General features: G+C 67.4%; 26 protein-coding genes. 6 read left to right on the top strand and 20 right to left on the bottom strand.

Features of this window, described 5'->3' with window-relative positions:
- Positions 1–114: 114 nt before the first annotated feature.
- The 8 genes from ftsH to tolQ all read right to left on the bottom strand — a co-directional run bounded on the left by ftsH (position 115) and on the right by tolQ (position 8790).
- Complete coding sequence (gene ftsH, locus AC3RCC_RS08000; protein ID WP_291642592.1) at positions 115–2040, bottom strand: ATP-dependent zinc metalloprotease FtsH; 1926 nt, start codon at positions 2038–2040, stop codon at positions 115–117.
- A 111-nt stretch (positions 2041–2151) separates the two neighbouring features.
- Entirely contained in the window at positions 2152–3210 is a 1059-nt protein-coding gene (tilS, locus tag AC3RCC_RS07995; RefSeq protein ID WP_492258109.1) for a tRNA lysidine(34) synthetase TilS, read from the bottom strand.
- The gene (ybgF, locus tag AC3RCC_RS07990; protein ID WP_492258108.1) at positions 3207–4127 is read right to left on the bottom strand and encodes a tol-pal system protein YbgF; all 921 of its coding nucleotides are present in this window, start codon (positions 4125–4127) and stop codon (positions 3207–3209) included. The genes tilS and ybgF overlap by 4 nt, the downstream gene beginning before the upstream one ends.
- A 124-nt stretch (positions 4128–4251) precedes the next feature.
- Positions 4252–4752: a peptidoglycan-associated lipoprotein Pal gene (gene pal / locus AC3RCC_RS07985; protein ID WP_291642597.1), complete on the bottom strand. Its 501-nt coding sequence runs from the start codon at positions 4750–4752 to the stop codon at positions 4252–4254.
- A gap of 327 nt (positions 4753–5079) precedes the next feature.
- Entirely contained in the window at positions 5080–6393 is a 1314-nt protein-coding gene (tolB, locus tag AC3RCC_RS07980; protein WP_465247225.1) for a Tol-Pal system beta propeller repeat protein TolB, read from the bottom strand.
- Between the two features lie 56 nt (positions 6394–6449).
- The gene (gene tolA, locus AC3RCC_RS07975; protein WP_452116991.1) at positions 6450–7571 is read right to left on the bottom strand and encodes a cell envelope integrity protein TolA; all 1122 of its coding nucleotides are present in this window, start codon (positions 7569–7571) and stop codon (positions 6450–6452) included.
- 46 nt (positions 7572–7617) lie between these two features.
- Positions 7618–8064, bottom strand: a complete 447-nt coding sequence (gene tolR / locus AC3RCC_RS07970) for a protein TolR (protein WP_291641446.1) — start codon at positions 8062–8064, stop codon at positions 7618–7620.
- 12 nt (positions 8065–8076) lie between these two features.
- The gene (tolQ, locus tag AC3RCC_RS07965; RefSeq protein WP_291641444.1) at positions 8077–8790 is read right to left on the bottom strand and encodes a protein TolQ; all 714 of its coding nucleotides are present in this window, start codon (positions 8788–8790) and stop codon (positions 8077–8079) included.
- 283 nt (positions 8791–9073) lie between these two features.
- Here tolQ and AC3RCC_RS07960 point away from each other — a divergent pair, with 283 nt between their 5' ends.
- Complete coding sequence (locus tag AC3RCC_RS07960; protein WP_492258107.1) at positions 9074–9751, top strand: hypothetical protein; 678 nt, start codon at positions 9074–9076, stop codon at positions 9749–9751.
- Positions 9752–9785: 34 nt separating this feature from the next.
- Here the strand turns inward: AC3RCC_RS07960 and AC3RCC_RS07955 are convergent, their stop codons facing one another.
- The 3 genes from AC3RCC_RS07955 to ybgC form a co-directional block, all read right to left on the bottom strand.
- Positions 9786–10238, bottom strand: a complete 453-nt coding sequence (locus tag AC3RCC_RS07955) for a DUF2852 domain-containing protein (protein ID WP_492258106.1) — start codon at positions 10236–10238, stop codon at positions 9786–9788.
- A 318-nt stretch (positions 10239–10556) separates the two neighbouring features.
- Positions 10557–11204 carry a TetR/AcrR family transcriptional regulator gene (locus AC3RCC_RS07950; RefSeq protein ID WP_291648232.1) on the bottom strand — a complete coding sequence of 216 codons (648 nt, stop codon included), beginning with the start codon at positions 11202–11204 and terminating at the stop codon, positions 10557–10559.
- Between the two features lie 57 nt (positions 11205–11261).
- A complete protein-coding gene (gene ybgC, locus AC3RCC_RS07945; RefSeq protein ID WP_291641438.1) occupies positions 11262–11717 on the bottom strand; it encodes a tol-pal system-associated acyl-CoA thioesterase in 456 nt (151 codons plus the stop codon).
- Between the two features lie 138 nt (positions 11718–11855).
- Between ybgC and AC3RCC_RS07940 the strand changes: the two genes are divergently transcribed.
- Entirely contained in the window at positions 11856–12068 is a 213-nt protein-coding gene (locus tag AC3RCC_RS07940) for a hypothetical protein (protein WP_291648236.1), read from the top strand.
- An 8-nt stretch (positions 12069–12076) separates the two neighbouring features.
- Here the strand turns inward: AC3RCC_RS07940 and ruvB are convergent, their stop codons facing one another.
- Genes ruvB through ruvA form a run of 3 tightly spaced genes read right to left on the bottom strand, consistent with a single transcriptional unit; the run spans position 12077 to position 14216 of the window.
- Positions 12077–13120 carry a Holliday junction branch migration DNA helicase RuvB gene (gene ruvB / locus AC3RCC_RS07935; RefSeq protein ID WP_291641434.1) on the bottom strand — a complete coding sequence of 348 codons (1044 nt, stop codon included), beginning with the start codon at positions 13118–13120 and terminating at the stop codon, positions 12077–12079.
- On the bottom strand, positions 13117–13602 hold the full coding sequence (locus AC3RCC_RS07930) for a GNAT family N-acetyltransferase (RefSeq protein WP_492258105.1): 486 nt from the start codon (positions 13600–13602) through the stop codon (positions 13117–13119). The genes ruvB and AC3RCC_RS07930 overlap by 4 nt, the downstream gene beginning before the upstream one ends.
- Positions 13599–14216, bottom strand: a complete 618-nt coding sequence (gene ruvA / locus AC3RCC_RS07925) for a Holliday junction branch migration protein RuvA (RefSeq protein WP_492258104.1) — start codon at positions 14214–14216, stop codon at positions 13599–13601. The genes AC3RCC_RS07930 and ruvA overlap by 4 nt, the downstream gene beginning before the upstream one ends.
- An 87-nt stretch (positions 14217–14303) precedes the next feature.
- Between ruvA and AC3RCC_RS07920 the strand changes: the two genes are divergently transcribed.
- The gene (locus tag AC3RCC_RS07920; protein WP_492258103.1) at positions 14304–15515 is read left to right on the top strand and encodes an NAD(P)/FAD-dependent oxidoreductase; all 1212 of its coding nucleotides are present in this window, start codon (positions 14304–14306) and stop codon (positions 15513–15515) included.
- Here AC3RCC_RS07920 and ruvC read toward each other — a convergent pair.
- Positions 15503–16012: a crossover junction endodeoxyribonuclease RuvC gene (gene ruvC, locus AC3RCC_RS07915; protein ID WP_492258102.1), complete on the bottom strand. Its 510-nt coding sequence runs from the start codon at positions 16010–16012 to the stop codon at positions 15503–15505. The two genes, AC3RCC_RS07920 and ruvC, sit on opposite strands and share 13 nt — an antisense overlap.
- A 195-nt stretch (positions 16013–16207) precedes the next feature.
- Between ruvC and AC3RCC_RS07910 the strand changes: the two genes are divergently transcribed.
- A complete protein-coding gene (locus tag AC3RCC_RS07910) occupies positions 16208–16987 on the top strand; it encodes a sulfite exporter TauE/SafE family protein (protein ID WP_291641425.1) in 780 nt (259 codons plus the stop codon).
- 120 nt (positions 16988–17107) lie between these two features.
- On the opposite strand, the gene AC3RCC_RS07905 is transcribed toward AC3RCC_RS07910, so the two are convergent.
- On the bottom strand, positions 17108–17854 hold the full coding sequence (locus AC3RCC_RS07905; RefSeq protein WP_452117002.1) for a YebC/PmpR family DNA-binding transcriptional regulator: 747 nt from the start codon (positions 17852–17854) through the stop codon (positions 17108–17110).
- 210 nt (positions 17855–18064) lie between these two features.
- On the opposite strand from AC3RCC_RS07905, the gene AC3RCC_RS07900 reads away from it, so the two are divergent.
- Together AC3RCC_RS07900 and AC3RCC_RS07895 are read left to right on the top strand one after the other, a co-directional pair.
- Entirely contained in the window at positions 18065–19414 is a 1350-nt protein-coding gene (locus AC3RCC_RS07900; protein WP_492258101.1) for a methyl-accepting chemotaxis protein, read from the top strand.
- Between the two features lie 89 nt (positions 19415–19503).
- Complete coding sequence (locus tag AC3RCC_RS07895; RefSeq protein WP_492258100.1) at positions 19504–21510, top strand: PhoX family protein; 2007 nt, start codon at positions 19504–19506, stop codon at positions 21508–21510.
- A 165-nt stretch (positions 21511–21675) separates the two neighbouring features.
- Here the strand turns inward: AC3RCC_RS07895 and fba are convergent, their stop codons facing one another.
- From fba to AC3RCC_RS07875, 4 genes are all read right to left on the bottom strand, one after another.
- Positions 21676–22758, bottom strand: a complete 1083-nt coding sequence (gene fba, locus AC3RCC_RS07890; protein WP_291641413.1) for a class II fructose-bisphosphate aldolase — start codon at positions 22756–22758, stop codon at positions 21676–21678.
- Between the two features lie 94 nt (positions 22759–22852).
- Positions 22853–23110 carry a hypothetical protein gene (locus tag AC3RCC_RS07885; RefSeq protein WP_492258099.1) on the bottom strand — a complete coding sequence of 86 codons (258 nt, stop codon included), beginning with the start codon at positions 23108–23110 and terminating at the stop codon, positions 22853–22855.
- A 161-nt stretch (positions 23111–23271) separates the two neighbouring features.
- Positions 23272–24465, bottom strand: coding sequence for a phosphoglycerate kinase (locus tag AC3RCC_RS07880; RefSeq protein ID WP_291648254.1), 1194 nt, complete (start codon positions 24463–24465; stop codon positions 23272–23274).
- Between the two features lie 35 nt (positions 24466–24500).
- The gene (locus AC3RCC_RS07875) at positions 24501–24962 is read right to left on the bottom strand and encodes a hypothetical protein (RefSeq protein WP_291648256.1); all 462 of its coding nucleotides are present in this window, start codon (positions 24960–24962) and stop codon (positions 24501–24503) included.
- Positions 24963–24991: the final 29 nt, after the last annotated feature.

Below are 24991 nucleotides of genomic sequence, written 5' to 3'. Positions count from 1 at the left end.
GCCGCCAAGGACGCCTTCGAGGAAAACCGCCGGTCAGAGCCTTCCGAAGCCTGCCCCTCTCGAAGAAAAGGGCGGCCCGGTGGGCCGCCCGATCTCGTTCTCCTGAAAACCGCCTCAGGCCTGCGGCTGCGGCTCCAGACCGGCATCGGGCTCGTCGCGCTTGCGGCCCTTGCCGGCGCTCGGCACGGCCGAGCCGCGCGGAGCGTGCGGCGTGTCGTCGGTATCGCGCATCGGGCGCTTGCCGGCGATCAGGTCGCGGATCTCGTCGCCGGTCAGCGTCTCGAACTCGAGCAGCGCCTCGGCCACCGCGACGAACTCGTCATGGTGCTTGCTGAGGATCTCCTTGGCGTCGAGATAGCCCTGGTTGACCAGGCGGCGGACTTCGCTGTCGATCTTCTGCGCCGTCGATTCCGAGATGCTCTGGCTGCGGCCCATCGACATGCCCAGGAAGACCTCCTCCTGATTGTCGCCATAGGCGACCAGGCCGAGCTCCTCCGAATAGCCCATCTGCGTGACCATGGCCTTCGCCATCTTGGTCGCCTGCTGGATGTCGCCGGTCGCGCCGGAGGTGATGTTCTCCTTGCCGAAGGTGATCTCCTCGGCGACGCGCCCGCCCATGGCGACCGCGAGCTGCGAGGTGAACTCCTTGAACTTCATCGAGTAGCGATCCCCCTCCGGCAGGAACTTGACCATGCCGAGGGCGCGTCCGCGCGGGATGATCGTCGCCTTGTGGACGGGAATGCCGGCCGGGACATAGAGACCGACGATGGCGTGACCGGCCTCGTGATAGGCGGTCAGCTTCTTCTCCTCCTCGGACATCGCCATCGATTTGCGCTCGGCGCCCATCATGACCTTGTCCTTGGCATCCTCGAATTCGAGATGCGTGACCATGCGCTTGCCACGGCGGGCGGCGAGGAGAGCGGCCTCGTTGACGAGATTCATCAGGTCGGCGCCGGAGAAGCCGGGCGTACCGCGGGCCAGCACCTTGAGGTCGACATCCGGAGCGAGCGGGACCTTGCGGACATGCACGCGCAGGATCTTCTCGCGGCCGGCGACGTCCGGGTTCGGCACGACGATCTGGCGGTCGAAACGGCCCGGGCGCAGCAGGGCGGGATCGAGCACGTCGGGCCGGTTGGTCGCGGCGATGATGATCACGCCCTCGTTCGGCTCGAAGCCGTCCATCTCGACCAGGAGCTGGTTGAGGGTCTGCTCGCGCTCGTCATTGCCGCCGCCGAGGCCGGCGCCGCGATGACGGCCGACGGCGTCGATCTCGTCGATGAAGATGATGCAGGGCGCGTTCTTCTTGGCCTGCTCGAACATGTCGCGGACACGGGATGCGCCGACGCCGACGAACATCTCGACGAAGTCCGAACCCGAGATCGTGAAGAACGGCACGTTCGCCTCGCCGGCGACGGCGCGCGCGGTCAGCGTCTTACCGGTGCCCGGAGGGCCGACCAGCAGCACGCCGCGCGGGATGCGGCCGCCGAGGCGCTGGAACTTCTGGGGGTCGCGCAGGAACTCGACGATCTCCTGCAGATCCTCCTTGGCCTCGTCGATGCCGGCGACGTCCTCGAAGGTGACGCGGCCATGCGCCTCGGTGAGGAGTTTCGCCTTCGACTTGCCGAAGCCCATGGCGCGGCCGGCGCCGTTCTGCATCTGGCGGGACATGAAGATCCACAGGCCGATGAAGATCACGAAGGGCAGCGAATTGACCAGCAGCGCCATGAACCAGGGCGTGCCCTCGGACGGAGCGCGGGCCGAGACCTGAACGCCCTTCTGCGCCAGCGTCTTCAGCAGGGCCGGGTCGCCATAGGGCGCATAGGTCACGAAACTGCGGCCATCCGAGAAGGTGCCGGTGATCTCCTGACCGGCCACCACGACATTGGTGATACGCCCGGCCTCGGACTCGTTGATCAGCTGGCTGTAGGGGATCTCATTGGTGCTGACCCGTTGGCTCGGGCTCTGGAACAGGGTGACCAGCGCCAGAACCAGCAGGAAGATCACCACCCAGAGGGCAAAATTTCGGAAGTTCGGATTCATCAGGGTTCCGATCCGCTCTCCAGCGGAAGTGCCGGACGAGCCTGAGATATTCACGGTCTAATCTAGGAGCCTCTGCCCTTTTTGCCAAGGGAAGGCTGCGTTTTGCCCGCCTCATTCCGCCGCAGGGTGAACGCCGCGTCGCCGCGGCGGCTCGCGCGTTACGGTCAGGACCCCGTCGCCGGCAAGCCGCAGCACGCAGCCGGCTAGCGTGCGTCGGAGCGGTTGGCCATCTCGCACCGCCTCGGCCAGGGCGAGAGCACAGCTTTCCAGTCTTTCGAGACGCATGTCGGGCCTCGCTGCGACATCCGGCTGGAACGCCGCCAGCGCTCGCCCCAGAACGCGGATGATCATCTCCTCCGGCTCGCGGCACAGGGCCTCGAAATCGAGCCGCAAACCGTCTTCACCCCACGTCGACAAGGCGGGCAGCAAGGCCGCCATACGCTGATCCAGCGCCTGTTCCGCTCGTGCAATTCGTGTCGCGAGCTGGCCAAGCCGGGCCGATGTCAGCCCCTCCTCCGCCAATAGCGGCATCAGCCTGCGCCAGCGCACGCGGGTGAAATTCGAATCCTCGTTCGACGGATCGCTGGCATGATCGAGACCGCGTGCCAGACAGGTGGCGACGAGGCGCGCCTTCGCGACCCCGAGCAGCGGACGGACCAGCGGCACGCCTTCCTTGACGGTACGCGCGCGCATGCCGGAAAGGCCGCCAGGGCCCGAACCCTTCGCCATCCGCATCAGCAGGGTCTCGGCCTGGTCGTCGAGCGTATGAGCGGTGACGATGACGCCCCCGCCAAGCGCCTTCATCTGCTCGGCGAGCAGCGCATAGCGCGCCAGCCGTGCCTGCTCTTGCAGGCCCGAGCGGGGCTTCTCGCCCTCCCAACGGATGATGGCATGGGGAACATCGAGGCTGCGGCAGAGGCGCCCGACCGCAGCCGCCTCCATGGCGGCCTCAGGTCGCAGGCCATGATCGACGGTCGCGGCATGGAGTGCCGGCCGCCCCGCACGGGCTTTCACCCAGTCAGAGAGCAGGGCGAGCAGCGCGATGGAATCGGGGCCGCCCGATACGGCGACCAGCAGGCCCTCCTCGGCGGCCAGCGGCGCGAACAGCGCCTCCGCTTCGGCCTCCGAGAGAGCCGCCGGCGCGGCGGCGGCAGGCGGCGCCGCGCTCAAGCGCAGCGGGCGCGCTTCTGCTCGCGCTCGACACCCTTGCGCACCGCGTTCGAGGCGCCGGGATAGTCGATCCCGACCTTGGCATAGGTGGCGCAGGCCTGGTCGCGGGCACCGAGCCCGTTCAGCGCCATGCCGAGCTTGAGCAGGCTGTCGGGGCCCTTGCCGGCCTTGGGATAATCACGCGAGATCTTCAGGAACTGCTCGGCGGCCTCGCGATAGCGCTGGCGCTGGAAATAGCTCTCGCCAAGCCAGAAGGTCGCGTCGGGCGCGAGCCGGTCACGCGGATAGCTCTGCAGGAATTCGCGGAAGCTCATCTCCGCCCGCTCATATTCCTTGCGCAGCACATGGGTATAGGCGACGTCGTAGATTTCCCGCGGGCTGGCGGCCTGACCGGCGGCGGCGACGCTCGGACCACGCGGCGCGGCCGGCGGCAGCGCGCCTTGTGGCTGACGGCCGACGCCGGAAATATCGAGCGGCCCCTGCCCTGCCGTGGAGCTGCCGGCGAAATCATCGTCGATCACTTCGCCGATCCGGCGCGGCGCACCGGCCGCGCTCGGATTGGCCGCGGGATCGAAGGCGTCGCCGCGGCGCTGGCGCGATGGCTGGGGCGGCGGCGAGGCCGGCGCGGCGCCGGAACGCGCGCCACCACGCTCGGAAAACCGGAAGTCGACATCTTCCTGGAATTTCCGGAGTTGCTCGGTCAGGCGCCGGTTCTCGAACTGCAGCTGCTCGATCTGGCCCGAGAGCTGGCGCAGCTGGTTCTCGAGCCGCGTCGTGCGCACCAGCAGGTCGGCGGCATCCTGCGCAGAGGCCGGCAGCGCCCCGACGCCGACGACAAAGGCCAGCGCCGCGGCGGCGACGCCATGAAGAACACCCCGTCGCTTCGCAGAGGAAACGCAGATTCTCGACCCGATCATCATCCAGCAAACCGCCCTACGTCGAAACCAGAGCCTATCACACCGCGATACCACGGCCAAAATGTGAAAGGGCCGGCGCTTTCCTCTCGGGAAGCGCCGGCCCTCTCGCGTCCCGGAGGGAACCTCAGACGCCGGCGCCGGCGTCGAGCACGGTCACGGAGCGGCGGTTCTGCGACCAGCAGGAGATGTCGTTGCAGACCGCAACGGGGCGCTCCTTGCCATAGGAGATCGTGCGCATCCGGTTGGCCGGGATGCCGCGCGAAGCCAGATAGTCGCGGACCGTCTGGGCGCGGCGGGCACCGAGCGAATAGTTGTACTCGCGAGTGCCGCGCTCGTCGGCATGGCCCTCGATGGTGAAGGTATAGCGCGGATAGCGCCCGAGCCAGGCCGACTGCTTGTCGAGCGTGGCCACGGCGGTCGGGGTCAGATCGGTCGAATCGGTCTCGAAGAACACGCGATCGCCGACATTGACGACGAAGTCCTGAGCGCTGCCCGGGGTCGCCGCTCCGCCGGCGCCGAAGCCATCGGCATTCTGGTCTTTGGCGCAGGCGCCGAGGGCGAGCGCGCCCAGCATGGCGACGGCGAAGCGCGCGGTGCGCGCGCTGGCGGCGAAGGACGCGAGCATAATGTTTCTCCGGGCTTTCCAAGGCGAGGACGCGCCTTTTCGGCGTCGCACGTCCTGCAATCAATGATGTATCAACCTAAACGAGACCTTGCCAAACCAAGGCGAAGTGGCGGCATTGCGGCGCATGGTTAATGAAATGCCACGATCTACTGCATTCGCACGCCCGTGGCAAAAATGTACCATAGGCTCGCTGCAGGTTTGCCCTTCCGCGTCCTGCAAACGTACGAGCGCCGCTGAAAACAGCCTGCCTGCCGGCGCGGTCCGGGCAGAGGTCCTCAGGGCTCGGCGCCGCGCCGGCGCGGAGCCCCCGGATGCTCTCCGCCTGCCTCAGCGCGCGGCGGTGAGCAGCGGCGACCAGGTCGGGTCCGAGGCGAAGGCGGGGGTCGGCACCGGCACTTCGACGCGCCCGGTGATGTCGACCATGTAGAGCTTGCCCCCGGACTGCCCGCCGGGATCGCGGAAGAACATGATGTACTGGCCGTTCGGCGCCCAGTTCGGCGCCTCGTTGTGGAACCCCTCGGTCAGGATGCGCTCACCCGAGCCGTCGGGCCGCATCACGCCGATCGAAAAGGCGCCGCCGCCCTGGCGGGTGAAGGCGATGAGATCGCCGCGCGGCGACCAGGAAGGCTGCGAATAGGAGCCCTGGCCGAAGGAGATGCGCTTGCCCTCGCCGCCACCGGCGCCCATCAGATAGAGCTGCTGCGAGCCGCCGCGATCGCTCTCGAAGACGATCTGCGCGCCATCGGGCGAATAGGAGGGCGAGGTGTCGATCGCCGGGGTCGAGGTCAGCCGCGTCGTGGTGCGCGAGCCGATGTCGATCGCGTAGAGATTGGCGTTGCCGCCCTGCTGCAGGCTGAGTGCGATGCGCGCGCCATTGGGCGAGAAGCGCGGGCTCGTGGTCATGTCGGGGAAGTTGCCGACGACCTGGCGCTGCCCGGTCTCGATGTTGAGCACATGGACGCGCGGCGGTTCACCGGTGCGCTGGGCCATATAGGTGACTTCCTGCGCCACGGGCGAGTAGCGCGGGGTGACCACGGCGGTCTCGCCGCCGGTCAGATAGCGCACATTGGCACCGTCCTGGTCCATGATGGCGAGGCGCTTGCGACGGTTCTCCTTCGTCCCGGACTCGTCGACGAAGACGACGCGGGTGTCGAAGAAGCCGCCGACGCCGGTGACCTTGGTGAACACCGCATCCGAGATGATGTGCCCGACGCGGCGGGAATTATTGGGATCGGTGAAGTATTGCTGGCCGTCGATCTGCTGGCCCGTCAGCACGTCCCAGAGCCGGAACTCGGCCTTGAGGCGGCCGGCACCGTCGCGCGAGACGCGGCCCGTCACCAGCGCCTGGATGCCGGCGCTCTTCCAGGCCTCGAATTGCGGCACGCTGTCGAAGGGCGGGTTCTTCTCGGGATGGCGCGCCTTTTCGATCGGCAGGAAATAGCCGCAGCGCTTCAGATTATTGGTGATGATGCCCGAAACCTGGACGCCGCCCTCGCCCGCGAAATCGGCGATCGCGATCGGCATCGGCTGGAAGGTGCCCTTGCGCAGGTCGATGACCAGCTCGGCGCGCGCCGCAGCCGGCAACAAGGCCGTGCCGGCGAGTGCGGCGCCGCCGAGAGCCAAGGCATGGCGGCGCGTCAGCCCGGGCGCGCACGGCGCCGTCCGGATGATGGGGAGAGGATAGCGGTCGATCGCGGTCACAGCACGTCCCTTGCGTCGAAATTGACGACGACATCACGCCAATCGTCATAATACGCGGCAAACTGAGCGGGAATACGCAGCGGCGAACAGCGCCGCGTCGCCGTCAGAGCCGAATCCGCCGCGACCCGGAAGAGCGGGTCGGACGAGGAATTGGTTACGCTCGCCTGGCCGAGCAGCGAGCCGTCGGTGTTGAGCTTCATCCGGACCTGGGGCACCACCGGCTTCTGCGAGCTCTGCAGCGCGATCGGCACGTTCCAGCACTTCTGCAACTGGTCCTGGATGATGCCCATCAGCTGCGCCCTCAGCGAGGGCGAGAGCTTCTGCGAGGTTCCGGTCTGGGTGCCGAGCGAAGCGGTGCGGTTGATCTGCGGCGCACTCGAGCCCGAGGACTGCGCCTGCTCCTTCGACTGCAGCAGCTTGGCGATGTCGTTCGGATTGAAATTCTTGGCAAGCTCGGCCTCGCGCTTGGCCTTGGCCTCCGCCTCGCGCTTCGCCTTGGCTTCCGCCGCGAGCTTGGCCTTCTGCTCGGCTTCCGCCTTGGCCTTGGCTTCGGCTTCGGCCTTCGCCTTGGCGAGCTTGGCGGCCTCCGCCTTGGCCTGCGCCTCCGCTTCGGCCTTCGCCTTGGCGGCCGCCTTGGCCTCTTCCTCGGCCTGCTTGGCCTTGCTCTCGCGCTCGGCCTCTTCGGCCAGCTTCGCCAGCTCCTCGCGGCGCTGCTCGGCCTCGCGGGCCGCGGCCTGCTCGGTCTTCTGCGGCGGCTGCTTCACCGGCTCGGCCGGTGGGGTCGGCTTCGGCGTCGGCCGCGATGGCGGCAGAGGCGCCGCGACATTCTCCTCGGCGACCTTGAGCTCGGGCGGACGCGAGGGCGGCGCCGGCGTGTCGTGCTTGGCCTCTCCGGCCTCCTTGCGCTCGACCACCTCGGACTGGCGCTCGGCGCGCTGCTGCGGTTGCTCCTGGACCTTCTCGGCCTGGCGCTCGCCGCGCGTCACCTGGTTCAGCGCGGACGGGTCGATCACCTCGACGGCGATCGCCTCCATATGCTCCGGCAGCGGGTTCGGCGAGGAAAACGCCAGCAGCCCCGCGACCAGGAAGGACGCGTGGCCCAGGGCGGAAACCGCCAAGCCCGGTTCGGAACGCGAAACCATCAACGCGGCAGCATCCTCTCGCTCAGTGCGTGCTCGGCTCGGTGACCAGCGCCACGCGCTTGAAACCGGCGCTGGTGATGGTCGACATCACCGAGGCGACGCGGCCATAGTCGACCTGCTTGTGGCCACGAACATAGATCCGATCGTCGAAGCCCTGCTTGGCGATCGCCTGCAGCTTCTGCACGAGGTCGGGCTCCAGCGTCGGCTGGTCCTGCAGGAAGATCTGGCCCTTGTCGTCGATGGCGATGGTGATCGGCTTCTGGTCGACATTGATCGGCTTGGCGCCGGTCTGCGGCAGGTCGATCGGCACGCCCGTCGCGATCAGCGGCGCGGCGACCATGAAGATGATCAGGAGCACCAGCATGACGTCGATGAACGGCGTCATGTTGATCTCGGCGATGGCGCCGTGCCGCCGGCGGCGGCTGCGGCGTCCCCCGGCCCTGGCGCCGGCAGCAGCTGACATGCCCATGCCCAGCGCCCCTTACGCCGCCAGCCGTTCGTCGATCTGCCGCGACAGGATCGCGGAGAATTCGTCGGCGAAGGCTTCCAGCCGGTTCTGCGCCTTGGCGACCTCGGCCTGGAGCTTGTTGTAGGCCATCAGCGCGGGGATCGCGGCGAACAGGCCGATCGCCGTGGCGAACAGCGCCTCGGCAATGCCCGGCGCCACGACGGCGAGAGAGGAATTCTTCGAGACCGCGATCGCGGTGAAGGAGTTCATGATGCCCCAGACCGTGCCGAATAGGCCGATGAACGGAGCCGCCGAAGCGATGGTGGAAAGCACCAGCAGCTTCGATTCCAGCCGCTCGGCCTCGCGCTGGATGGTGACGTCGAGCACCTTGTCGATGCGCTGCGACAGGCTTGCGACCGAGCGCCCGCCATTCTCGAAGGAGCGCTTCCATTCGCGCATCGCCGCGACGAAGACCGCGGCCATGTCGCTGACCGGCCGGTTGGCGAGCTCGCGATAGAGCTCCTCGAGCGAGCGACCCGACCAGAACACCTCCTCGAAGGCGTCCATGTCGCGGCGGGTGCGGCGGTAGAGCAGGGTCTTGTCGACGATGATCGACCAGCACCAGACGGACGCAGCCAAGAGTCCGATCATCACGATCTTGACGACGAAATGCGCGTGCCAGAACAGCGACCAGAACGACATGTCGATCTGCGGCGCGACCTGCGCGACCTCCGCGGCGGGGTTCATCCTGTCATCCTTCTGCCTGGCCGATGCGAAATCCGACCGACTCCGCACAGCCCGCTAGACGCGCCGCGAAGTTCGCGCCGCCGCCCGATCTGCGCTCCGGGGATATGCCGTCAGAACCAATCGCCGCTGAATCCGGCGAAAGATGGGCCGAACGGCGATATTCGGCGCGCCAAAGGCCTTGTTTCGGATTAAGGCCCGGTCAACCTTAACAACCCGCGTGGTTAACATCGGGTTATGGCGCCGGTGCTCCGGCCCGAATCGGGGTGCGCGCGGGAGCGGGAAAATGCAGCTGGGCGAGCAGGTGGCCGGTACGTTCCGGCGCTATTTCTGGAACCGCACGACGCTGAGCGCGATGCTGATCGCTTCCCCCGCCATCCTGTCCTCGCTCGGCACTTTTGCGATGTCGAACTCGCTCGATCGCCGCGTCGCCCGCTTCTCGGGCGAACGCGACGCGATCACCCGCGATATCGGCGCGCTCGACGGACAGGTGAAGGCCTTCGAGACCCTGCAGCTCGGTCGCGGCGCATTTCTGCTCGTGATGAACGGCGCCACGGCCGAGATGCAGTACAAGTACCTGCTCGACCGGCTCTTCCGGCAGAACGCCAAGCAGGCGGTGCGACGCATCACGGCAATCGTCCACCCAGGCGACTGGCAGGCGCGCATGGCCGCCTATGACGCGCTGGTCGACCAGGACTACAGCGATGCCGGCACGGTCCGGAACATCCAGGCGCTCGAAAGCGCCATGGTGCAGGAGGCGGGCGCGCATCTGACCGCCCTGCAGCTGCGTCACAACATCGTCTCTGGCCGCATCGACAAGATCGAGAGCCTGAAGGGCCAGCTCACCGCGGTCATCGCCTCGCTGACCTCGGCGCTGACCATCGTGATCTTCTTCATCACCACCAGCCGCAAGAAGCCGGAAGCGGCGAAGGAGCCCGCAAAAGCAAACGACCCGCCTCGTTGACAAGGCGGGTCGCGTAGTCTGTCGGGCCGTAGGGTCAGGCGTTACCGCCGGTCTCGGCATCGGTTGCGCCGCGGCGCCGCTCGCTCATGAACTCGTCGAACTCGGCCTTGTCCTTGGCCATGCGCAGCCGGCCGAGGAAGTCCTGGAATTCGCGCTGCTCATCCTCGAGGCGACGCAGCGTCTCCTCGCGATACTCGTCGAAGGCGCGGTTGCCGCTGGACGGGCCGCGCCCCCAACCGCCGCCGAAGCCGGAGCTGCCCCAGCCCTGCCCGCCCCCCATGCGGTCGCGCAGGCGCTCCATCTTGTCCTGCAGGCGGCTCATCCGGTGCTCGTAACGCGCCTGTCCGCAACCATGTCCCATGCGTCCACTCCAGAACAGAAAGGCCAGGGTCGCCAGACCCAGCGGCCACCAGACGATGAAGCCGAGCACCGCCAAGGCGATCCAGGCCCCTTTCCCGTATTCGTCCAACTTGGCGACGATCGGCATCGTTCCCTCTCGAAACTGAATGGCAGCGACGGATGAAGCTGCCGGCCAACCCTTCGATCGACGAGCGTCGATCGTGTGAATGTAAATCACATTCACATATCTGGCCGCAGCTGCCAAGCCTTTCAAGACGAGGGCCACAAATTTTTGCGCAGGCACCTTCCCTGCCCGCCATCAACTCGGTTTGCCGGACAAGCCGCGCCGGCGGCGCCGATCCGGGAGCCATGCCCGAGCCTTTCCGAAGAAGATCCCGGAATGGCTCCCGGATCTCCGCTTCGCTACGCTCGGGACGTCGATGATCTGAAGATGTGCGGGCGAGCTTCAGCCGGCCTTGTCAGGCGGCAGGCCGAGCCCTTTGAGATAGATCAGCATGCCCGCCTCGAGCAGGTCGGAAGCCGACATCGGCAGCGGGCGCCGGCCGCCATCGGCGCGTCCGAACAGGGCTGCGACACCATGCGACATCGCCCAGATATGCAGCGCCATCATCAGCGCCGGCGGCCGCTTGCCCGGCGGCAAGGCCGAGATCAGCGTCTCGGCCGCCTGCCGCAATTGCTGGAAGGCGCGCTCCGCCGCATTGCGCAGTTCCGGGCTGGCGTCGAGCGGCACGCCGGCCTCGAACATCGCCGAATAGAAAGCCGGCTGATCGTGGGCGAAGGCGAGATAGGCCCGGCCGAGCCGGTGGAAGGCCGTCTCGACATCGGGCCTGCCCTCGTCCCAGGCTTTCGCCAAGGCGTCCTCGAAGGCGGCGAAGCCGCGCGCCGCGACATCCGCCAGCAACTCGTCGCGGTCGCGATAATGCCGATAGGGCGCAGCCGGGCTGACACCGGCCATCCGGGCGGCTTCGGCGAAGGTGAAGCCGTTCGGCCCCTTCTCGCCGATCAGGCCGAGCGCGGCGCGCACCAGCGCCTCCTTGAGATTGCCGTGATGGTAGCCGCGCGGCTGCTCGGGCTCGTTGCGTTTCCAGCTCATGTTAGCGGCCCTAACATGGTGACCGACGAGCGTCGATGCCAACCCGTGCAAGCCCGATCAGACGATCTCCAGCCCGAGCCTCTGCCGCAGCACGTCGGGGATGCGTCGCGCCTTGCCGCCACCGACGCAAGCGACCTTGACCTGCGCGGTGATCAGCACCTCCTCGCCGCGCAGGACGCGCTGGTCGAGCTCCATGGTGGCGCCGCGCGCCAGGGTCGGCACCGTCTCGACCGTCAAGAGGTCGTCCATCACCGCCGGTCGGACGAAATCGATCGTCATGCGCCGCACCGCGAAGCCGAGAGCCGCATCCCCGTCGAACAATTCGCGCTGCTCGATCCCGAGCGCACGGATCAGCTCGGTGCGGCCGCGCTCCATGAAGCGCAGATAGGAGGCGTGATAGACGACGCCGGAGAAGTCCGTGTCCTCATAGTAGACGCGGACGGAAATCCGGTGGCCGGCGGGCTTGTGGTCGGCGGACTTATGGTCGGCGGGCCTGGGCTGCAAATCGGTCATCGCGAGCTGGCTTGCTCCTTTGCTAGGTGGCGCGCCCACCGTGCGAGCAGTTTCCGGATCATCCTGTCAAGTGCATGCCGGCACGGAACCCGACCGGGACCCCGGGGTTATCCTCGCAGGACACGAGGAGACTTGCCGATGTCGAAGCTGCGAGATGCAGCCCAGCAGGCCAGGGCCCGCAAGGCGCTCGATCAGAAGCGCAAGGCCGAAACCGGGCCGACACCTCCCGACAGCCGCAACGCCGGCGAAGGCATGCAGCCGATCGAGAATGCTCGGGAGGCGCCTTCCGGCGCGCTCGAGCATGCCGGCCAGCTGCCGGCCATGCAGCGCGCGAAATTCGCGCGCCGTTAGGCCCCCGGTCAGGCGTCCTCGTCGTCGCCGAACAGGCCGAACTGTGCCGTCTCGCGGTTGGGTTCGGCCATGCCGAGATGCCGGAAGGCATGCGCGGTCAAAAGGCGCCCGCGCGGCGTACGCTGCAGGAAGCCCTGCTGCAGCAGGAAGGGCTCGATGATCTCCTCGATCGCGTCGCGCGGTTCGGAGAGCGCCGCAGCGATGGTCTCGATGCCGACCGGCCCGCCGCCGAAATTCACCGCGACCATGGTCAGATAGCGCCGATCCATCAGGTCGAGACCGATGCCGTCGACCTCGAGCAGGCCCAGCGCCTTGTCGGCGACCTTGCGGGTGACGATGGCGTCGCCATCGACGATGGCGAAGTCGCGCACGCGTCTCAGCAGGCGCCCTGCAATGCGCGGCGTCCCGCGGGACCGGCGCGCGATTTCGTTGGCGCCGTCATCCGACATCGGCACGCCGAGCACCCGCGCGCCGCGCGCGACGATGCCCTGCAATTCCTCGACCGTGTAGAATTGCAGACGCACCGGAATGCCGAAGCGGTCGCGCAGCGGCGTCGTCAGCAACCCCGCCCGCGTCGTCGCGCCGACCAAAGTGAACTTCGGCAGGTCGATCTTGACCGAGCGCGCGGCCGGCCCCTCGCCGATGATCAGGTCGAGCTGGTAGTCTTCCATCGCCGGATAGAGGATTTCCTCGACGGCCGGGTTGAGCCGGTGGATCTCGTCGATGAAGAGCACGTCGCGCTCTTCGAGATTGGTCAATTGCGCCGCGAGGTCGCCGGCCTTGGCGATCACCGGCCCCGAGGTCGAGCGGAAATTCACCCCGAGCTCGCGCGCCACGATCTGCGCCAATGTCGTCTTGCCGAGGCCAGGCGGCCCGACGAACAGGACATGGTCGAGTGCGTCGCCGCGCGCCCGCGCCGCATTGATGAAGACCTGGAGGTTCGCCCGCGCCGCCGCCTGGCCGGTGAAATCGGCGAGCGAAAGCGGCCGCAGCGAGTTCTCGCTGTCGTCCTCGCGGCGCTCGGGCGTCACCAATCGGCGCGGCTCGCTCACAGCGCGATCTCCAGTTCGAGCGCGTCGCGCACGGGAATGTCCTGATAGCCGGTCTTGATGATCGTCGGGATCACCGAGCGATAGGCGTCGATCGCCTCGACATAGAGCCCCGAGAAACGAAAGCCGAGCTTCTGGTAGAAGGCGAGGCCCGGCATGTTGTCATTGGTCAGCATCGCCCGCAGCCTGACGGCGCCGCGCGCCTTCGCCGCGGTCTTGACCGCCTCGAGCAGTCGCTCCGCCGCGCCCTCGCCAGGCTTCAGCGCATGCAGCGCGCAGAGCACGGCCGTGTCGCCATCGGGTGACCAACTCGCCAGCGCCAAAGGTTCGCCGGCGGCAGAGAACAGGCCGAGCAGCGGGATCTCGGCGCAATCATAAGTCTTCAGGCCGATCATCATGCGATGCGAGCCCCAATGCCGCATCATCAGCGCCAGGAAGGCGCTCTTGTCCTCGACGTCGCGGACCAGTTCGGGCGCGTGGCTCATTTCGCCAGCTCCTTCAGGCCGAGGCGGATCAGCTGGGCCGTCCCGGCTCCCTCTCCTGCGGCGCGGGACGCAGCCGCGACCGCCGCCACCGCCTGCGCCTGAGGATAGCCGAGATTGACCAGGGCCGAGACGGCATCGGCGACCGGCTGCGGCAGGCGCTTGTCGTCGAGCGCACCGGCGAGCTCGGCGACGCCGGCATCGATATGGCCGAAGGACGGCGCCTTGTCCTTGAGCTCGGCACAGATGCGCTGGGCCAGTTTTGGCCCGACACCGGGCGCGCGCGCAACCCCTGCCTTGTCGCCGGTCGCGATCGCGGTTGCCAGCGCCCCGGGCTCCAGCGTCGAGAGGATCGCGAGCGCGACCTTGGCGCCGACGCCCTGGACCGTCTGCATCAGCCGGAACCAGTCGCGCTCGGTATCCGACAGGAAGCCGTAGAGCCGGATCGCATCCTCGCGGACATGGGTCTCGATCGACAGGGCCGCAGCCTCGCCCGTCTTGGGCAGGCGCTGCAGGGTCCGCGACGAGCACTGCACGACATAGCCGACGCCCTGAACGTCGACGATGACGAAGTCCTCCCCATACGAATCGATGAGGCCCTTTAGCTTTCCGATCATGCCAACCTGTTAGCATGATCGCCCCTTTCGGCCAGCGCGGATCATTCGCGGCGATCATGCGTTCTTCGCTGGAAATGGGGGCGCCGCGTGCTGACGAGAAAGAGAGACCTGCGGACCGGCCGCTCGGTCTGGCAGGAGAAGCGGGCGCCGTCCGTGCCGGGCTGGAAACTTGCGGCTGATGCGCGTGCCGATGTCGTCGTCATCGGCGCCGGCATTTCGGGCGCCATGGTCGCCGACGCGCTCAGCGAGGTCGGGCTGGACGTGCTGATCGTCGACCGGCGCGGCCCCGTGCACGGCTCGACCGTCGCCAGCACCGCCCTCCTCCAATACGAGATCGACCAGCCCCTGACCAAGCTCTCGCGCCAGATCGGCGAGGAAGCGGCGATCCGGGCCTGGCGGCGCTCTCGGTTGGCCCTGGACGGGCTTTACGCCCGCATCCGAGCTTTGTCGCTGGCACCGATGCGGCGGCGCGACTCCCTCTATCTCGCCGGCGATCTGCTCGATGCCGAGGCCCTGTCGCACGAGGGCGAGGCCCGCCGCCGCGCCGGATTCGAGACCGCTTTCCTCGGCACAACCGCGGTCGAGGAGCGTTTCGGCATCGCACACCGGGCCGCCCTGCTCGGCTATGACAATGTCGAGGTCGATCCGCGCGCACTCGCCGCTGGTTTCCTGCGCACCGCGATCGGCCGCGGTGCGCGGCTCGCCAGCCCGGTCGAGATCGTCGACATCGACGCGAGACCGCGCTCGGTCGTTCTGCGGACCAAGGCCAGCACGCATATAAGCTGCCGCCATGTCGTGTTCTGCACCGGCTACGAGATCCCGCTCGGGCTGAAGCCGAAGGGACATCAGGCGATCTCGACCTGGGCGATCGCCACCCCCGCGCAGCCGCGCCGCCTCTGGCCGGAGCGCTGTTTCGTCTGGGAGGCTTCCGAGCCTTATCTCTATCTACGCACCACGCCCGATGGCCGGGTGATTTGCGGCGGCGAGGACGAGGATTTCGTCGACGAAGAGGCGCGCGACCGGCTGATCGCAGCCAAGACCAAAACCTTGCAGAGGAAGCTCGCCGGGCTCTTCCCGGAACTCGACATACGGGCCGATTTTGCCTGGGCCGGCACCTTCGGCGCCTCGGCCACGGGGCTACCGACGATCGGCGAGCTGCCCGGGCTGAAGAATTGCTGGGCGGTCATGGGCTTCGGCGGCAACGGCATCACCTATAGCCGCATCGGCGCCGAGATCGTCCGGGCCGGGCTCACCGGCAAGGGCGATCCGGACGCCGAACTCTACGCCTACCGGACCTGATACTTCGCCAGCATCGCCCGGGCCCCACGATGCTGGGCATGGCAGATCGCCACCGCCAGAGCGTCGGCAGCGTCGGCGCTCTTCGTCTCGGCCTTGGGCAGCAGCACGCGGATCATCGCCTGGACCTGCTTCTTGTCGGCATGGCCGACGCCCACCACCGTCTTCTTGACCAGATTCGCCGCATATTCGGCGACCTCGAGCCCCGCCAGCGCCGGCACCACCAAAGCGACTCCGCGCGCCTGGCCGAGCTTCAGCGCCGATTGCGGATCGCGGTTGACGAAAGTCTCCTCGACCGCGACCTCCCCCGGCGCATGCGCAGCGATCACGCCGGCGATGCCGTCATGCAACTGCCGCAGCCGCTCGGCCAGCGGGGCCTTCTGCTCGCTTTCGACCACGCCGCAGGCGATGAAGGCGAGCTTGGTCCCCTCGCTGAGGATGACGCCCCAGCCGGTCTTGCGCAGACCGGGGTCGATGCCGAGGATGCGAATCGCGTTCATCACGGCAGCTTAGAGCACGTTCCGGGCAGCTTGCCTTCTCCGTCGGGGCGAAGCCTCACGCCATCATGCGGCTGGTCTTCACGAACGCCCATCGTCCGATCGATGCTTGACGGTCATCGCCGTCATCACGGCAACAGGGGTTGATCGCATGGCCGCTTGGGGCGAGTTGAGAGTTCAGTCACCCCGCCCGAGGCCATGCTCGAACTCATCGCCCCCTTCTTCCCCGGCCTCACCGCCTCGGGCATCGCCACACTGCTCTTCGCCACCTTTCTCGGCGGGCTGGTGCGCGGCTTTACCGGCTTCGGCTTCGCCATGGTCTTCATGCCGCTCGCCTCAGTCGTGCTCGGCCCGGTCGCGGCGCTCGGCCTGATCTGGGTGATCGACGTGCCCTTCGCCCTGCCGCTGGCGGCGCGCTCAGCCAAAAGAGCCGAATGGCGCGAGGTCGTTCCGCTGCTGATCGCCGCGACGCTGACCCTGCCGATCGGCCTCACCCTGCTGGTCTGGCTCGACCAGACGACGATGCGCTGGCTGCTGTCCTCGCTCGTGCTCGCCACGGTGGCGCTGCTCGCCTCCGGCTGGCGCTATCACGGCCGGCCTGGCATCCCGCTTTCGCTCGGTGTCGGCGCCCTGTCCGGGCTCTGCAACGGGCTCGCCAGCATCGGCGGCATGCCGCTCGCCGTCTTCTGGCTCGGTGCCCAGCGCAACGACCGCCACAAGACGCGTGCCAACATGCAGACCTATTTCGGCCTGGGCACCATCGTCAGCGGCACCATCCTCTGGATCAAGGGCATTCTCGGCGTCGCGGCCCTGATGATGGCGCTGCCGCTCTTCCTGATCTACGGCGCCGGCCTCTGGATCGGCACGCACGCCTTCAGGCTCGCCTCCGAGCAGACCTTCCGGCGCATCGCCTATCTGACGATCTTCCTCAGCGCGATCGCCGGCCTGCCGCTCTGGGATGCGCTGCTCGGGCGCTAACGCACCACAGCCGTCAGGCTCGCCCTTGTGGCGAGCACCCAGGCCTTGGCCACCGCCCTTCACAGCGGAAGACGCGGATGGTCGGGACGGGCCCGACCATCGCGCTCCGCCTGTCCAGCCTCAGCCGCTGAGCTTGGCCATCACCTCGTCGGCGATCTCGAAATTGGCGAAGACGTTCTGGACGTCGTCGTCATTGTCGAGCGCTTCCATCAGGCGGATCATCGACGCCGCCTTGTCCTCGTCGAGCGGTGCGGTCGTGGTCGGCCGCCAGACCGGCTTGGCCGAGGCCGGCGCGCCGAGAGACGTCTCCAGCGCCTTGCTGACATCGTTCAGCGCATCGAAGGCGCAAAGGATGGTGTGGCCGTTCTCGTCACTGATCACATCGTCGGCGCCGGCCTCGATCGCCGCCTCCATCACCTTGTCGGCATCCCCGGCTTCGGCGGGATAGCTGATCTCGCCGACCCGGTTGAACATGAACGAGACCGAATTGCTCTCGCCCATCGCCCCGCCGGATTTGGTGAAGTAGGAGCGCACCGCCGAGGCCGTGCGGTTGCGGTTATCGGTCAGCGCCTCGACGATGACGGCCGCGCCGCCCGGGCCGTAGCCCTCGTAGCGGACCTCGTCATAGTTCTCGCCCTCGCCGCCGATCGCCTTCTTGATCGCGCGCTCGATATTGTCCTTCGGCATGTTCTCCGCCCGCGCGGCCAGCACGGCCATGCGCAGGCGCGGATTCATGTTCGGGTCGGGCATGCCCATCTTGGCGGCGACGGTGATTTCACGGGCCAGCTTCGAGAACAGCTTGGAACGCACCGCGTCCTGCTTGCCCTTTCGGTGCATGATGTTCTTGAACTGGGAATGCCCGGCCATGGCTTGGTCGCCTCCGCTCTGATCGCTGTGCCTGCCCGCGGGCGCGCGCAGGCGCGCGTTATAGTCAGTGGCGTCGGCCGGAAGCAAGCGCACAGGGCGCCGGGTTCGGGATAACGCAACGGCGGCTCGTGCTTAAGGCTTTGTTTTCGAACTCTTCGCAAAGTCGCCAGGAGCACCTTTCTCCATGTCCCAGGCGATCAGAAGTTGCGCATGAGCGACGCCATCATCGAACACGACGCTCGCTTGCGCACCTTTCGCATCGAAGCCTATGACCTCGCCTTGCTGAAGCGGCAGCGCGACTTCGCCCAGAGCCGCCTTCCCAGCCTGCTGGAGGAACTTCACGCCAGCTTCGAGGCCTGGCCCGAGATCCTGCGGGCCATGCAGGAACCGGAGGTCCACGCGCTGCGCCTCGCGCACTGGATCAGGCTGGTCTCGGGCGAGATCGACGACGGGTTCCTGAAATCGGCGCATGCGCTGGCCAGCGCCTTCCATGCTCATGGTGTGCCCGTCCACGGCGTCGCCATCTGCCATGCCATCGTCGGCAATGCGATCGGGGCCGAGCTCGGCCTGTTGCGCGTCGGCCTGGGACAGCTGCGCTTCTGGCAGCGTCGCGAGCTCAACCGGCGCATAGCTCTGCGCGCCGCCTTGCAGAAGGCCGTGCAGCTCGACCTCGAACTGCTGCTCGAGACCTATACCCTCGTCCAGAAGCAGAGCCGCGAGCGCAGCCAGGCCGAAATCGCGGCCTTCGAGGTCACGGTTCGCGACGTCGTCGCCTCGGTCGGCGGCAGCGCCCGGGTGATCGAGACATTGGCGCGCACCATGAGCGACACCGTCCAGGAAACCAGCTTCCAGGCGCTGGCGGCAGCCAGCGCCTCCGACGCGGCGTCCGAGAATGTCCGCAATGTCGCCAATGCGACGGAGGAGCTGTCGATCTCGCTGAGCCACATCTCCGCCGAGATCACCGGCGCCACGACCAAGACCCACGACGCCAGCGCCGCGGCGCGGACCACCGAGGTCATCGTCAAGAGTCTGGCGCAATCCGCCGAAACCATCGGCTCGGTCGTCGACCTGATCAGGACCATCGCCAGCCAGACCTCGATGCTGGCGCTCAATGCGACGATCGAGGCAGCCCGTGCCGGCGAGGCCGGACGCGGCTTCGCCGTCGTCGCCCAGGAGGTCAAGCAGCTCTCCGAGCGCACCGGCAAGGCGACCGACGAGATCGCCGCACAGGTCCCCACCATGCAGGCTCGCAGCCGCGAGGCGATTCTCGCCATCGAGAGCATCACCGGCTTCGTCTCGGGCATGGACCAAACGACGCTGAACATCGCGGGCACGATCGAGCAGCAGCGCGCCGCGACCGAGGAGATCGCCCGCAGCGTCAACTTCGCCGCACAGGGCACCCAGGAGGTCGCCCAGACCATCGGCTCGGTCAATGAGGCGGCCCAGATCGCCGGCGCCAGCGTCGGCGACGTGCTCGGCGTGGCGCAATCGCTTTCCCACCACGCCGGGCTGCTTGCCGAAGCCTTCGAGAACCTGTCCCATCGCAATCGCGCGGCCTGAACGGCGTCGGCCGTCGCGGCGCTGTCACGGCCCCGTCAAGCCGAACGGCTAGGTACGACCGGGTCGAGGCAGGCCATGGAGAGACGGTGATGAGCGACGATCCCCATTATGAATCGACCTTCGGCGCGAGCCTGCTCGAGCATGAGGATGCCGCCCCGCAGAACCCCACCGACAACCCGACCCTGGGTGAGCTAATCGGCCAGCGCTTCTCGCGGCGCGGCCTGCTCAAGGGCGCGCTCGCCGTCTCGGCGATCTCCGCAACGGTCGGCACCGCCGCACTGGCGACCGCCGAACGCGCCGAAGCGCGCGGCGCCGAGGGCTCGGCTTTCGCCTTCAAGGAGGTCGAAGCCGGTGTCGATGCCGACCATCATGTCGCCGAAGGCTATGACGCCGATGTCCTGCTGCGCTGGGGCGACCCGCTCTTCCCCGACGCGCCGGCCTTCGATCCGGCCGGGCAGACGCCGGAGGCCCAGGCCAGACAGTTCGGCTACAACAACGACTTCGTCGGCTATCTGCCCCTGCCGGGCGCCGCCGATCCGTCCGGCCATGGCGTGCTCTTCATCAATCACGAATACACCAACCCGCATCTGATGTTCCCGGGCGTCGTCGAGATCAAGGACGGCAAGCCGGTGATGAAGAACGCGACCCGGGAGCGCTACGCCATCGAGGCGATGGCCCATGGCGCGACCCTCGCCGAGATCCGCCGGACCGACGGCAAATGGGCGCTGGTCAGGGATTCAAAGCTGAACCGCCGCCTCACCGCCGCCACCGAGATGCAGCTGTCCGGCCCCGTCGCCGGGACCGAGCGCGTCAGGACCAAGGCCGATGCCAGCGGCCGCAAGGTCTTCGGCACGCTGAACAACTGCTCGGGCGCGATGACGCCCTGGGGCACCTTCGTTTCCGGCGAGGAGAATTTCCACGGCTATTTCTCCGGCAAGCTGCCGGAAGGCCATCGCGAGGAGGCCAATTACAAGCGTCTCGCCATCCCCTCCTCGCCCTATGCCTGGGGCCGTTTCGAGGAGCGCTTCGACCTCGCCAGCGAGCCCAACGAGGCCAACCGCTTCGGCTGGGTGATCGAGGTCGACCCCTTCGATCCGAATTCGGTACCGAAGAAGCGCACCGCGCTCGGCCGCTTCAAGCATGAGGGCGCCGACAACATCGTCGCGAAGGATGGCCGCGTCGTCGTCTATCTCGGCGACGATGAGCGCTTCGACTATGTCTACAAATTCGTCACGACCGGCCGCTTCGATCCGAATAATCGCGCCGCCAACATGGATCTGCTCGATTCCGGCACGCTCCATGTCGCGAAATTCGCGGCGGACGGCACGGTCCAATGGTTGCCGCTCGCCTTCGGAGAGGGGCCGCTCACCGCCGCCAACGGCTTCTCTGGCCAGGCCGATGTGCTGATCGAGGCCCGCCGCGCCGGCGATCTGCTCGGCGCCACCAAGATGGACCGTCCGGAAGACATCACCCCCAACGGCGTCAATGGCCGTGTCTATGTGATGCTGACCAACAATACGCGCCGCAAGGACGACCAGGTCGATGCCGCCAATCCGCGCGCCAGGAACGCTTTCGGCCACATCATCGAGATCATCGAGGATGACGGCGATTTCACCGCGACCAGGGGTAAATGGGAGATCCTGTTGACCTGTGGCGATCCGTCGGTCGCCGCGGTCGGGGCGAGCTTCTCGACCGAGACCAGCAAGAATGGCTGGTTCGGCATGCCCGACAATGCCGTGGTCGATTCCGCCGGGCGCCTCTGGGTCGCGACCGACGGCAACGGACCCAAGGAGACCGGCCGCACCGACGGGCTCTGGGCAGTCGACACCGAAGGCGCGGCGCGCCGGACCTCGAAGCTGTTCTACCGCGTGCCGCACGGCGCCGAGCTCTGCGGCCCCTGCTTCACGCCCGACGACACCACCGCCTTCGTCGCGGTCCAGCACCCCGGCGACGACGGCCCGGACTGGCCGGAATTCGGCCGCCGCTCCTATTACGAGGACCTCTCGACCCGCTGGCCCGACTTCAGGCCCGACATGCCGGTGCGCCCTTCAGTGGTGGCGATCACCCGCAAGGGCGGCGGCAAGATCGGCGTGTGAGATCTTTCCTTCTCCCCATGCGGGAGAAGGTGGCTCCGCGAAGCGGAGACGGATGAGGGGTCGCCCGACGCCTCCGGAAAAGCCTTGGAGCTCTCCTCGGAAACGTCGCGCGACCCCTCACCCCAACCCTCTCCCGCAAGGGGAGAGGGAGTAGGTCGCGTTACCTCAAGCCGCCTTCTTGGCGCCGAAGGTCGGGTCGAGCTCGCCCTTGGCGTAGCGCTTGGCCATGTCGGCCAGGGTGATGACGCGCTTGATCTTCGAAGCCTGGCCGGCGGTGTTGAACTCTTCCAGGCGCTGCTTGCAGAGCTTGGTCATCGCCTCCATGGCCGGCTTGAGATATTTGCGCGGATCGAACTCGCCGGGGTTCTCGGACAGGATCTTGCGGATCTGGCCGGTCATCGCCATCCGGTTGTCGGTGTCGATGTTGATCTTGCGCACGCCGTGCTTGATGCCGCGCTGGATCTCCTCGACCGGCACGCCCCAGGTCTGGGGCATCTTGCCGCCATACTGGTTGATGATGTCCTGCAGGTCCTGCGGCACCGAGGACGAGCCGTGCATGACGAGGTGCATGTTCGGCAGCTTCTTGTGGATCTCCTCGATGACGTGCATCGCGAGGATCGCGCCGTCGGGCTTGCGCGTGAACTTGTAGGCGCCATGCGAGGTGCCCATGGCGATGGCGAGCGCATCGACCTTGGTCTCGGCGACGAACTTCACCGCCTCGTCCGGGTTGGTCAGGAGCTGGTCGTGGCTGAGCTTGCCCTCGAAGCCGTGGCCGTCCTCCTTCTCGCCCTCGCCGGACTCGAGCGAGCCGAGCACGCCGAGCTCGCCCTCGACGGAGATGCCGCCGAGATGGGACATCTCGGTCACGGTCTTGGTCACGCCGACATTGTAGTCCCAGTCGCCCGGGGTCTTGCCGTCGGCCTTGAGCGAGCCGTCCATCATCACCGAGGTGAAGCCGGCCTGGATCGCGGTCATGCAGGTCGCCGGCTCGTTGCCGTGGTCGAGATGCACGCAGACCGGGATATGCGGATAGATCTCGGTGACGGCGTCCATCATGTGCTTGAGCATGATGTCGTTGGCGTAGGAACGCGCGCCGCGCGAGGCCTGGATGATCACCGGCGCGTCGGTGGCGTCGGCAGCCGCCATGATCGCCAGCGCCTGCTCCATGTTGTTGATGTTGAAGGCGGGCACGCCGTAGTCGTTCTCGGCGGCATGGTCGAGCAATTGGCGAAGCGTAATACGGGCCACAGCGGTCCTCCGGGTGGATTCTGACTTATCTGAAGGGGTTTAGAATCGAACTGTGGCGGACGCAAAGCGAAAGGCGCCGACAGCGTGAACGCGGTCAGCGACCGCGTGTTTCGAGCGCCGCGACGCGCTCCTCGATAGCCGCGACCTGCTCGGCGAAGTCGCCGGTCACGGCTTTGGCCATGACGAGGAGGCCAGCCGTGTCGCGCCGCTGCTTGCGGACGAGTTCATCGAGCCCTTCGAAGCGCGCTTCAACACGCGTGAAGCGCTCGTTCACGTCGGTTCGGAACGAGGCAATGTCCGCCTGAATCTTCTTCAATATCTCGAACATTGCAGTCTGAACATTTTCGCTCATCGCAACGCGGCTCCAGCGAAATCGTCGTGACATCGCATCCAAGAGGAAAAAAGCCTCACGACTCGCGTCCAGCGGATCAGCCCATCCCTGAGCTTCGCGCACTCCAGAAAGAGAACATAGCATAAACACGACGTCGTGCAACCGCAGGCTGCGGCCGCCGGTCAGCCCTGCCGCAGCGCCTCGACACCGGGGAGTGCCTTGCCTTCCATCCATTCGAGGAAGGCGCCGCCCGCGGTCGAGACATAGGTCAGCTCGTCGGCAACACCGGCATGGTTCATCGCCGCGACGGTATCGCCGCCGCCTGCGACCGCGACCAGCCGGTTCGTCCGGGCGCGTTCCGCCACCGCCTTGGCGACCGTCACCGTCGCGGTGTCGAAGGGCGGCAACTCGAAGGCGCCGAACGGGCCGTTCCAGACCACGGTCTTGACCTTGTCGAGCTTGAGCACGACCTCGGCGACGCTGAGCGGCCCGGCATCGAGGATCATCTCGTCATCGGCGACCTCGCCGATCGAGACGACACGGTGGCCGGGATTGGCCTTGAACTCGCGCGCCACCAGCGCATCGACCGGCAACAGAATCTCGCAGCCGGCCGCCTTGGCCTTCGCCTCGATCTCCCGGGCAGTGCCGACGAGATCATGCTCGCAGAGCGACTTGCCGACATTGACGCCGCGCGCCGCCAGGAAGGTGTTGGCCATGCCGCCACCGATGACGAGCACATCGACCTTCCTGACGAGATTGCCGAGCAGTTCGAGCTTGGTCGAGACCTTGGCGCCGCCGACGATCGCCATCACCGGCCGCGCCGGGCTGTCGAGGCCGGCCGAGAGCGCCTCGAGCTCGGCCTGCATGGTGCGGCCGGCATAGGCCGGCAGCACATGCGCCAGCCCCTCGGTCGAGGCGTGCGCCCGGTGCGCCGCGGAGAAGGCGTCGTTGACATAGATGTCGCCATTGGCGGCGAGCGCCTTGACGAAATCCGGGTCATTCTTCTCGTCGCCGGCATGGAAGCGGGTGTTCTCGAGCAGCAGCACCTCGCCGTTCTTCGCCGCTGCGACCGCCTTGGCGACATCCTCGCCGATGCAATCTGCGACGAAGATCACCGGCTGGCCGAGCGCATGGGCGAGTGCCGGAACGACCTGCCGCAGGCTGTTCTTGTCGTCGCGGCCCTTGGGCCGGCCGAAATGCGCCAGCAGGACGACCTTGCCGCCCTTTTCCGAGATCTCGCGAATGGTCGGCAGCACCCGCTCGATCCTTGTCGCGTCGGTGACCTTGCCGTCTTCCATCGGCACGTTGAGGTCGACGCGGACGAGAACGCGCTTTCCGGCGAGGTCGGCGTCGTCGAGGGTACGGAAAGCGGGCATCGCGATCTCTTCTGATGGTCGGGGCGTGGGCAGCGTCAGCGCGGCAGGCTCGGCGGCAGGATACCGGGCAAGCCGTTCTTCAGCACGATCACGGTGAGGATCACCGTCAGGATCGCGGTCACGATGCCGGTCAGGAGCAGCGCGCCGAAACGCGGCGTCGCGTTGACGCGCTGGCGGAGCGCAGAAAGCTCCTCGCGCAGCCCGGCGAAGTCCATGGTCCCGGCGGCGAGATCGACCTTCTGGGCGCTGCGCTCGAGCGAGGCTTCGGCGCGCGTCAGCACGGCCTCGTAGCGGGCGAACTTCTCTTCGATCCGGGCCGCCTTCTCCTCGATGCGCGAGAGCTGGTCGAGCTTGCGCGGATCGCCGGCGGCGACCGGCTCGGCGACCTTGATCTCGGCGGCGCGGGCCGCAGCGGCCTCGGCCATGGTCGGGGCGGGCGGAATGATCGCCTCGGGAGCGGGCGACGGGTTCGCGACGGTAGGCTCGATCTTGTTCATGCGCTCTGGCTTTCCCGTTCGTGAAAGAG

It is taken from the genome of Allobosea sp. GW823-FHT01F03 (genome assembly GCF_058798075.1).
This window is presented reverse-complemented; position numbering and strand designations above follow the sequence as displayed.

Bases quoted from the DNA above. Each gene is read 5' to 3' on its own strand.
- ftsH (WP_291642592.1), bottom strand. From the start codon at position 2,040: ATGAATCCGAACTTCCGAAATTTTGCCCTCTGGGTGGTGATCTTCCTG.
- ybgF (WP_492258108.1), bottom strand. From the start codon at position 4,127: ATGATCGGGTCGAGAATCTGCGTTTCCTCTGCGAAGCGACGGGGTGTT.
- pal (WP_291642597.1), bottom strand. From the start codon at position 4,752: ATGCTCGCGTCCTTCGCCGCCAGCGCGCGCACCGCGCGCTTCGCCGTC.
- tolR (WP_291641446.1), bottom strand. From the start codon at position 8,064: ATGGGCATGTCAGCTGCTGCCGGCGCCAGGGCCGGGGGACGCCGCAGC.
- tolQ (WP_291641444.1), bottom strand. From the start codon at position 8,790: ATGAACCCCGCCGCGGAGGTCGCGCAGGTCGCGCCGCAGATCGACATG.
- AC3RCC_RS07960 (WP_492258107.1), top strand. From the start codon at position 9,074: ATGCAGCTGGGCGAGCAGGTGGCCGGTACGTTCCGGCGCTATTTCTGG.
- AC3RCC_RS07955 (WP_492258106.1), bottom strand. From the start codon at position 10,238: ATGCCGATCGTCGCCAAGTTGGACGAATACGGGAAAGGGGCCTGGATC.
- AC3RCC_RS07950 (WP_291648232.1), bottom strand. From the start codon at position 11,204: ATGAGCTGGAAACGCAACGAGCCCGAGCAGCCGCGCGGCTACCATCAC.
- ybgC (WP_291641438.1), bottom strand. From the start codon at position 11,717: ATGACCGATTTGCAGCCCAGGCCCGCCGACCATAAGTCCGCCGACCAC.
- AC3RCC_RS07940 (WP_291648236.1), top strand. From the start codon at position 11,856: ATGTCGAAGCTGCGAGATGCAGCCCAGCAGGCCAGGGCCCGCAAGGCG.
- AC3RCC_RS07930 (WP_492258105.1), bottom strand. From the start codon at position 13,602: ATGAGCCACGCGCCCGAACTGGTCCGCGACGTCGAGGACAAGAGCGCC.
- ruvA (WP_492258104.1), bottom strand. From the start codon at position 14,216: ATGATCGGAAAGCTAAAGGGCCTCATCGATTCGTATGGGGAGGACTTC.
- ruvC (WP_492258102.1), bottom strand. From the start codon at position 16,012: ATGAACGCGATTCGCATCCTCGGCATCGACCCCGGTCTGCGCAAGACC.
- AC3RCC_RS07910 (WP_291641425.1), top strand. From the start codon at position 16,208: ATGCTCGAACTCATCGCCCCCTTCTTCCCCGGCCTCACCGCCTCGGGC.
- AC3RCC_RS07905 (WP_452117002.1), bottom strand. From the start codon at position 17,854: ATGGCCGGGCATTCCCAGTTCAAGAACATCATGCACCGAAAGGGCAAG.
- AC3RCC_RS07900 (WP_492258101.1), top strand. From the start codon at position 18,065: ATGAGCGACGCCATCATCGAACACGACGCTCGCTTGCGCACCTTTCGC.
- AC3RCC_RS07895 (WP_492258100.1), top strand. From the start codon at position 19,504: ATGAGCGACGATCCCCATTATGAATCGACCTTCGGCGCGAGCCTGCTC.
- AC3RCC_RS07885 (WP_492258099.1), bottom strand. From the start codon at position 23,110: ATGAGCGAAAATGTTCAGACTGCAATGTTCGAGATATTGAAGAAGATT.
- AC3RCC_RS07880 (WP_291648254.1), bottom strand. From the start codon at position 24,465: ATGCCCGCTTTCCGTACCCTCGACGACGCCGACCTCGCCGGAAAGCGC.
- AC3RCC_RS07875 (WP_291648256.1), bottom strand. From the start codon at position 24,962: ATGAACAAGATCGAGCCTACCGTCGCGAACCCGTCGCCCGCTCCCGAG.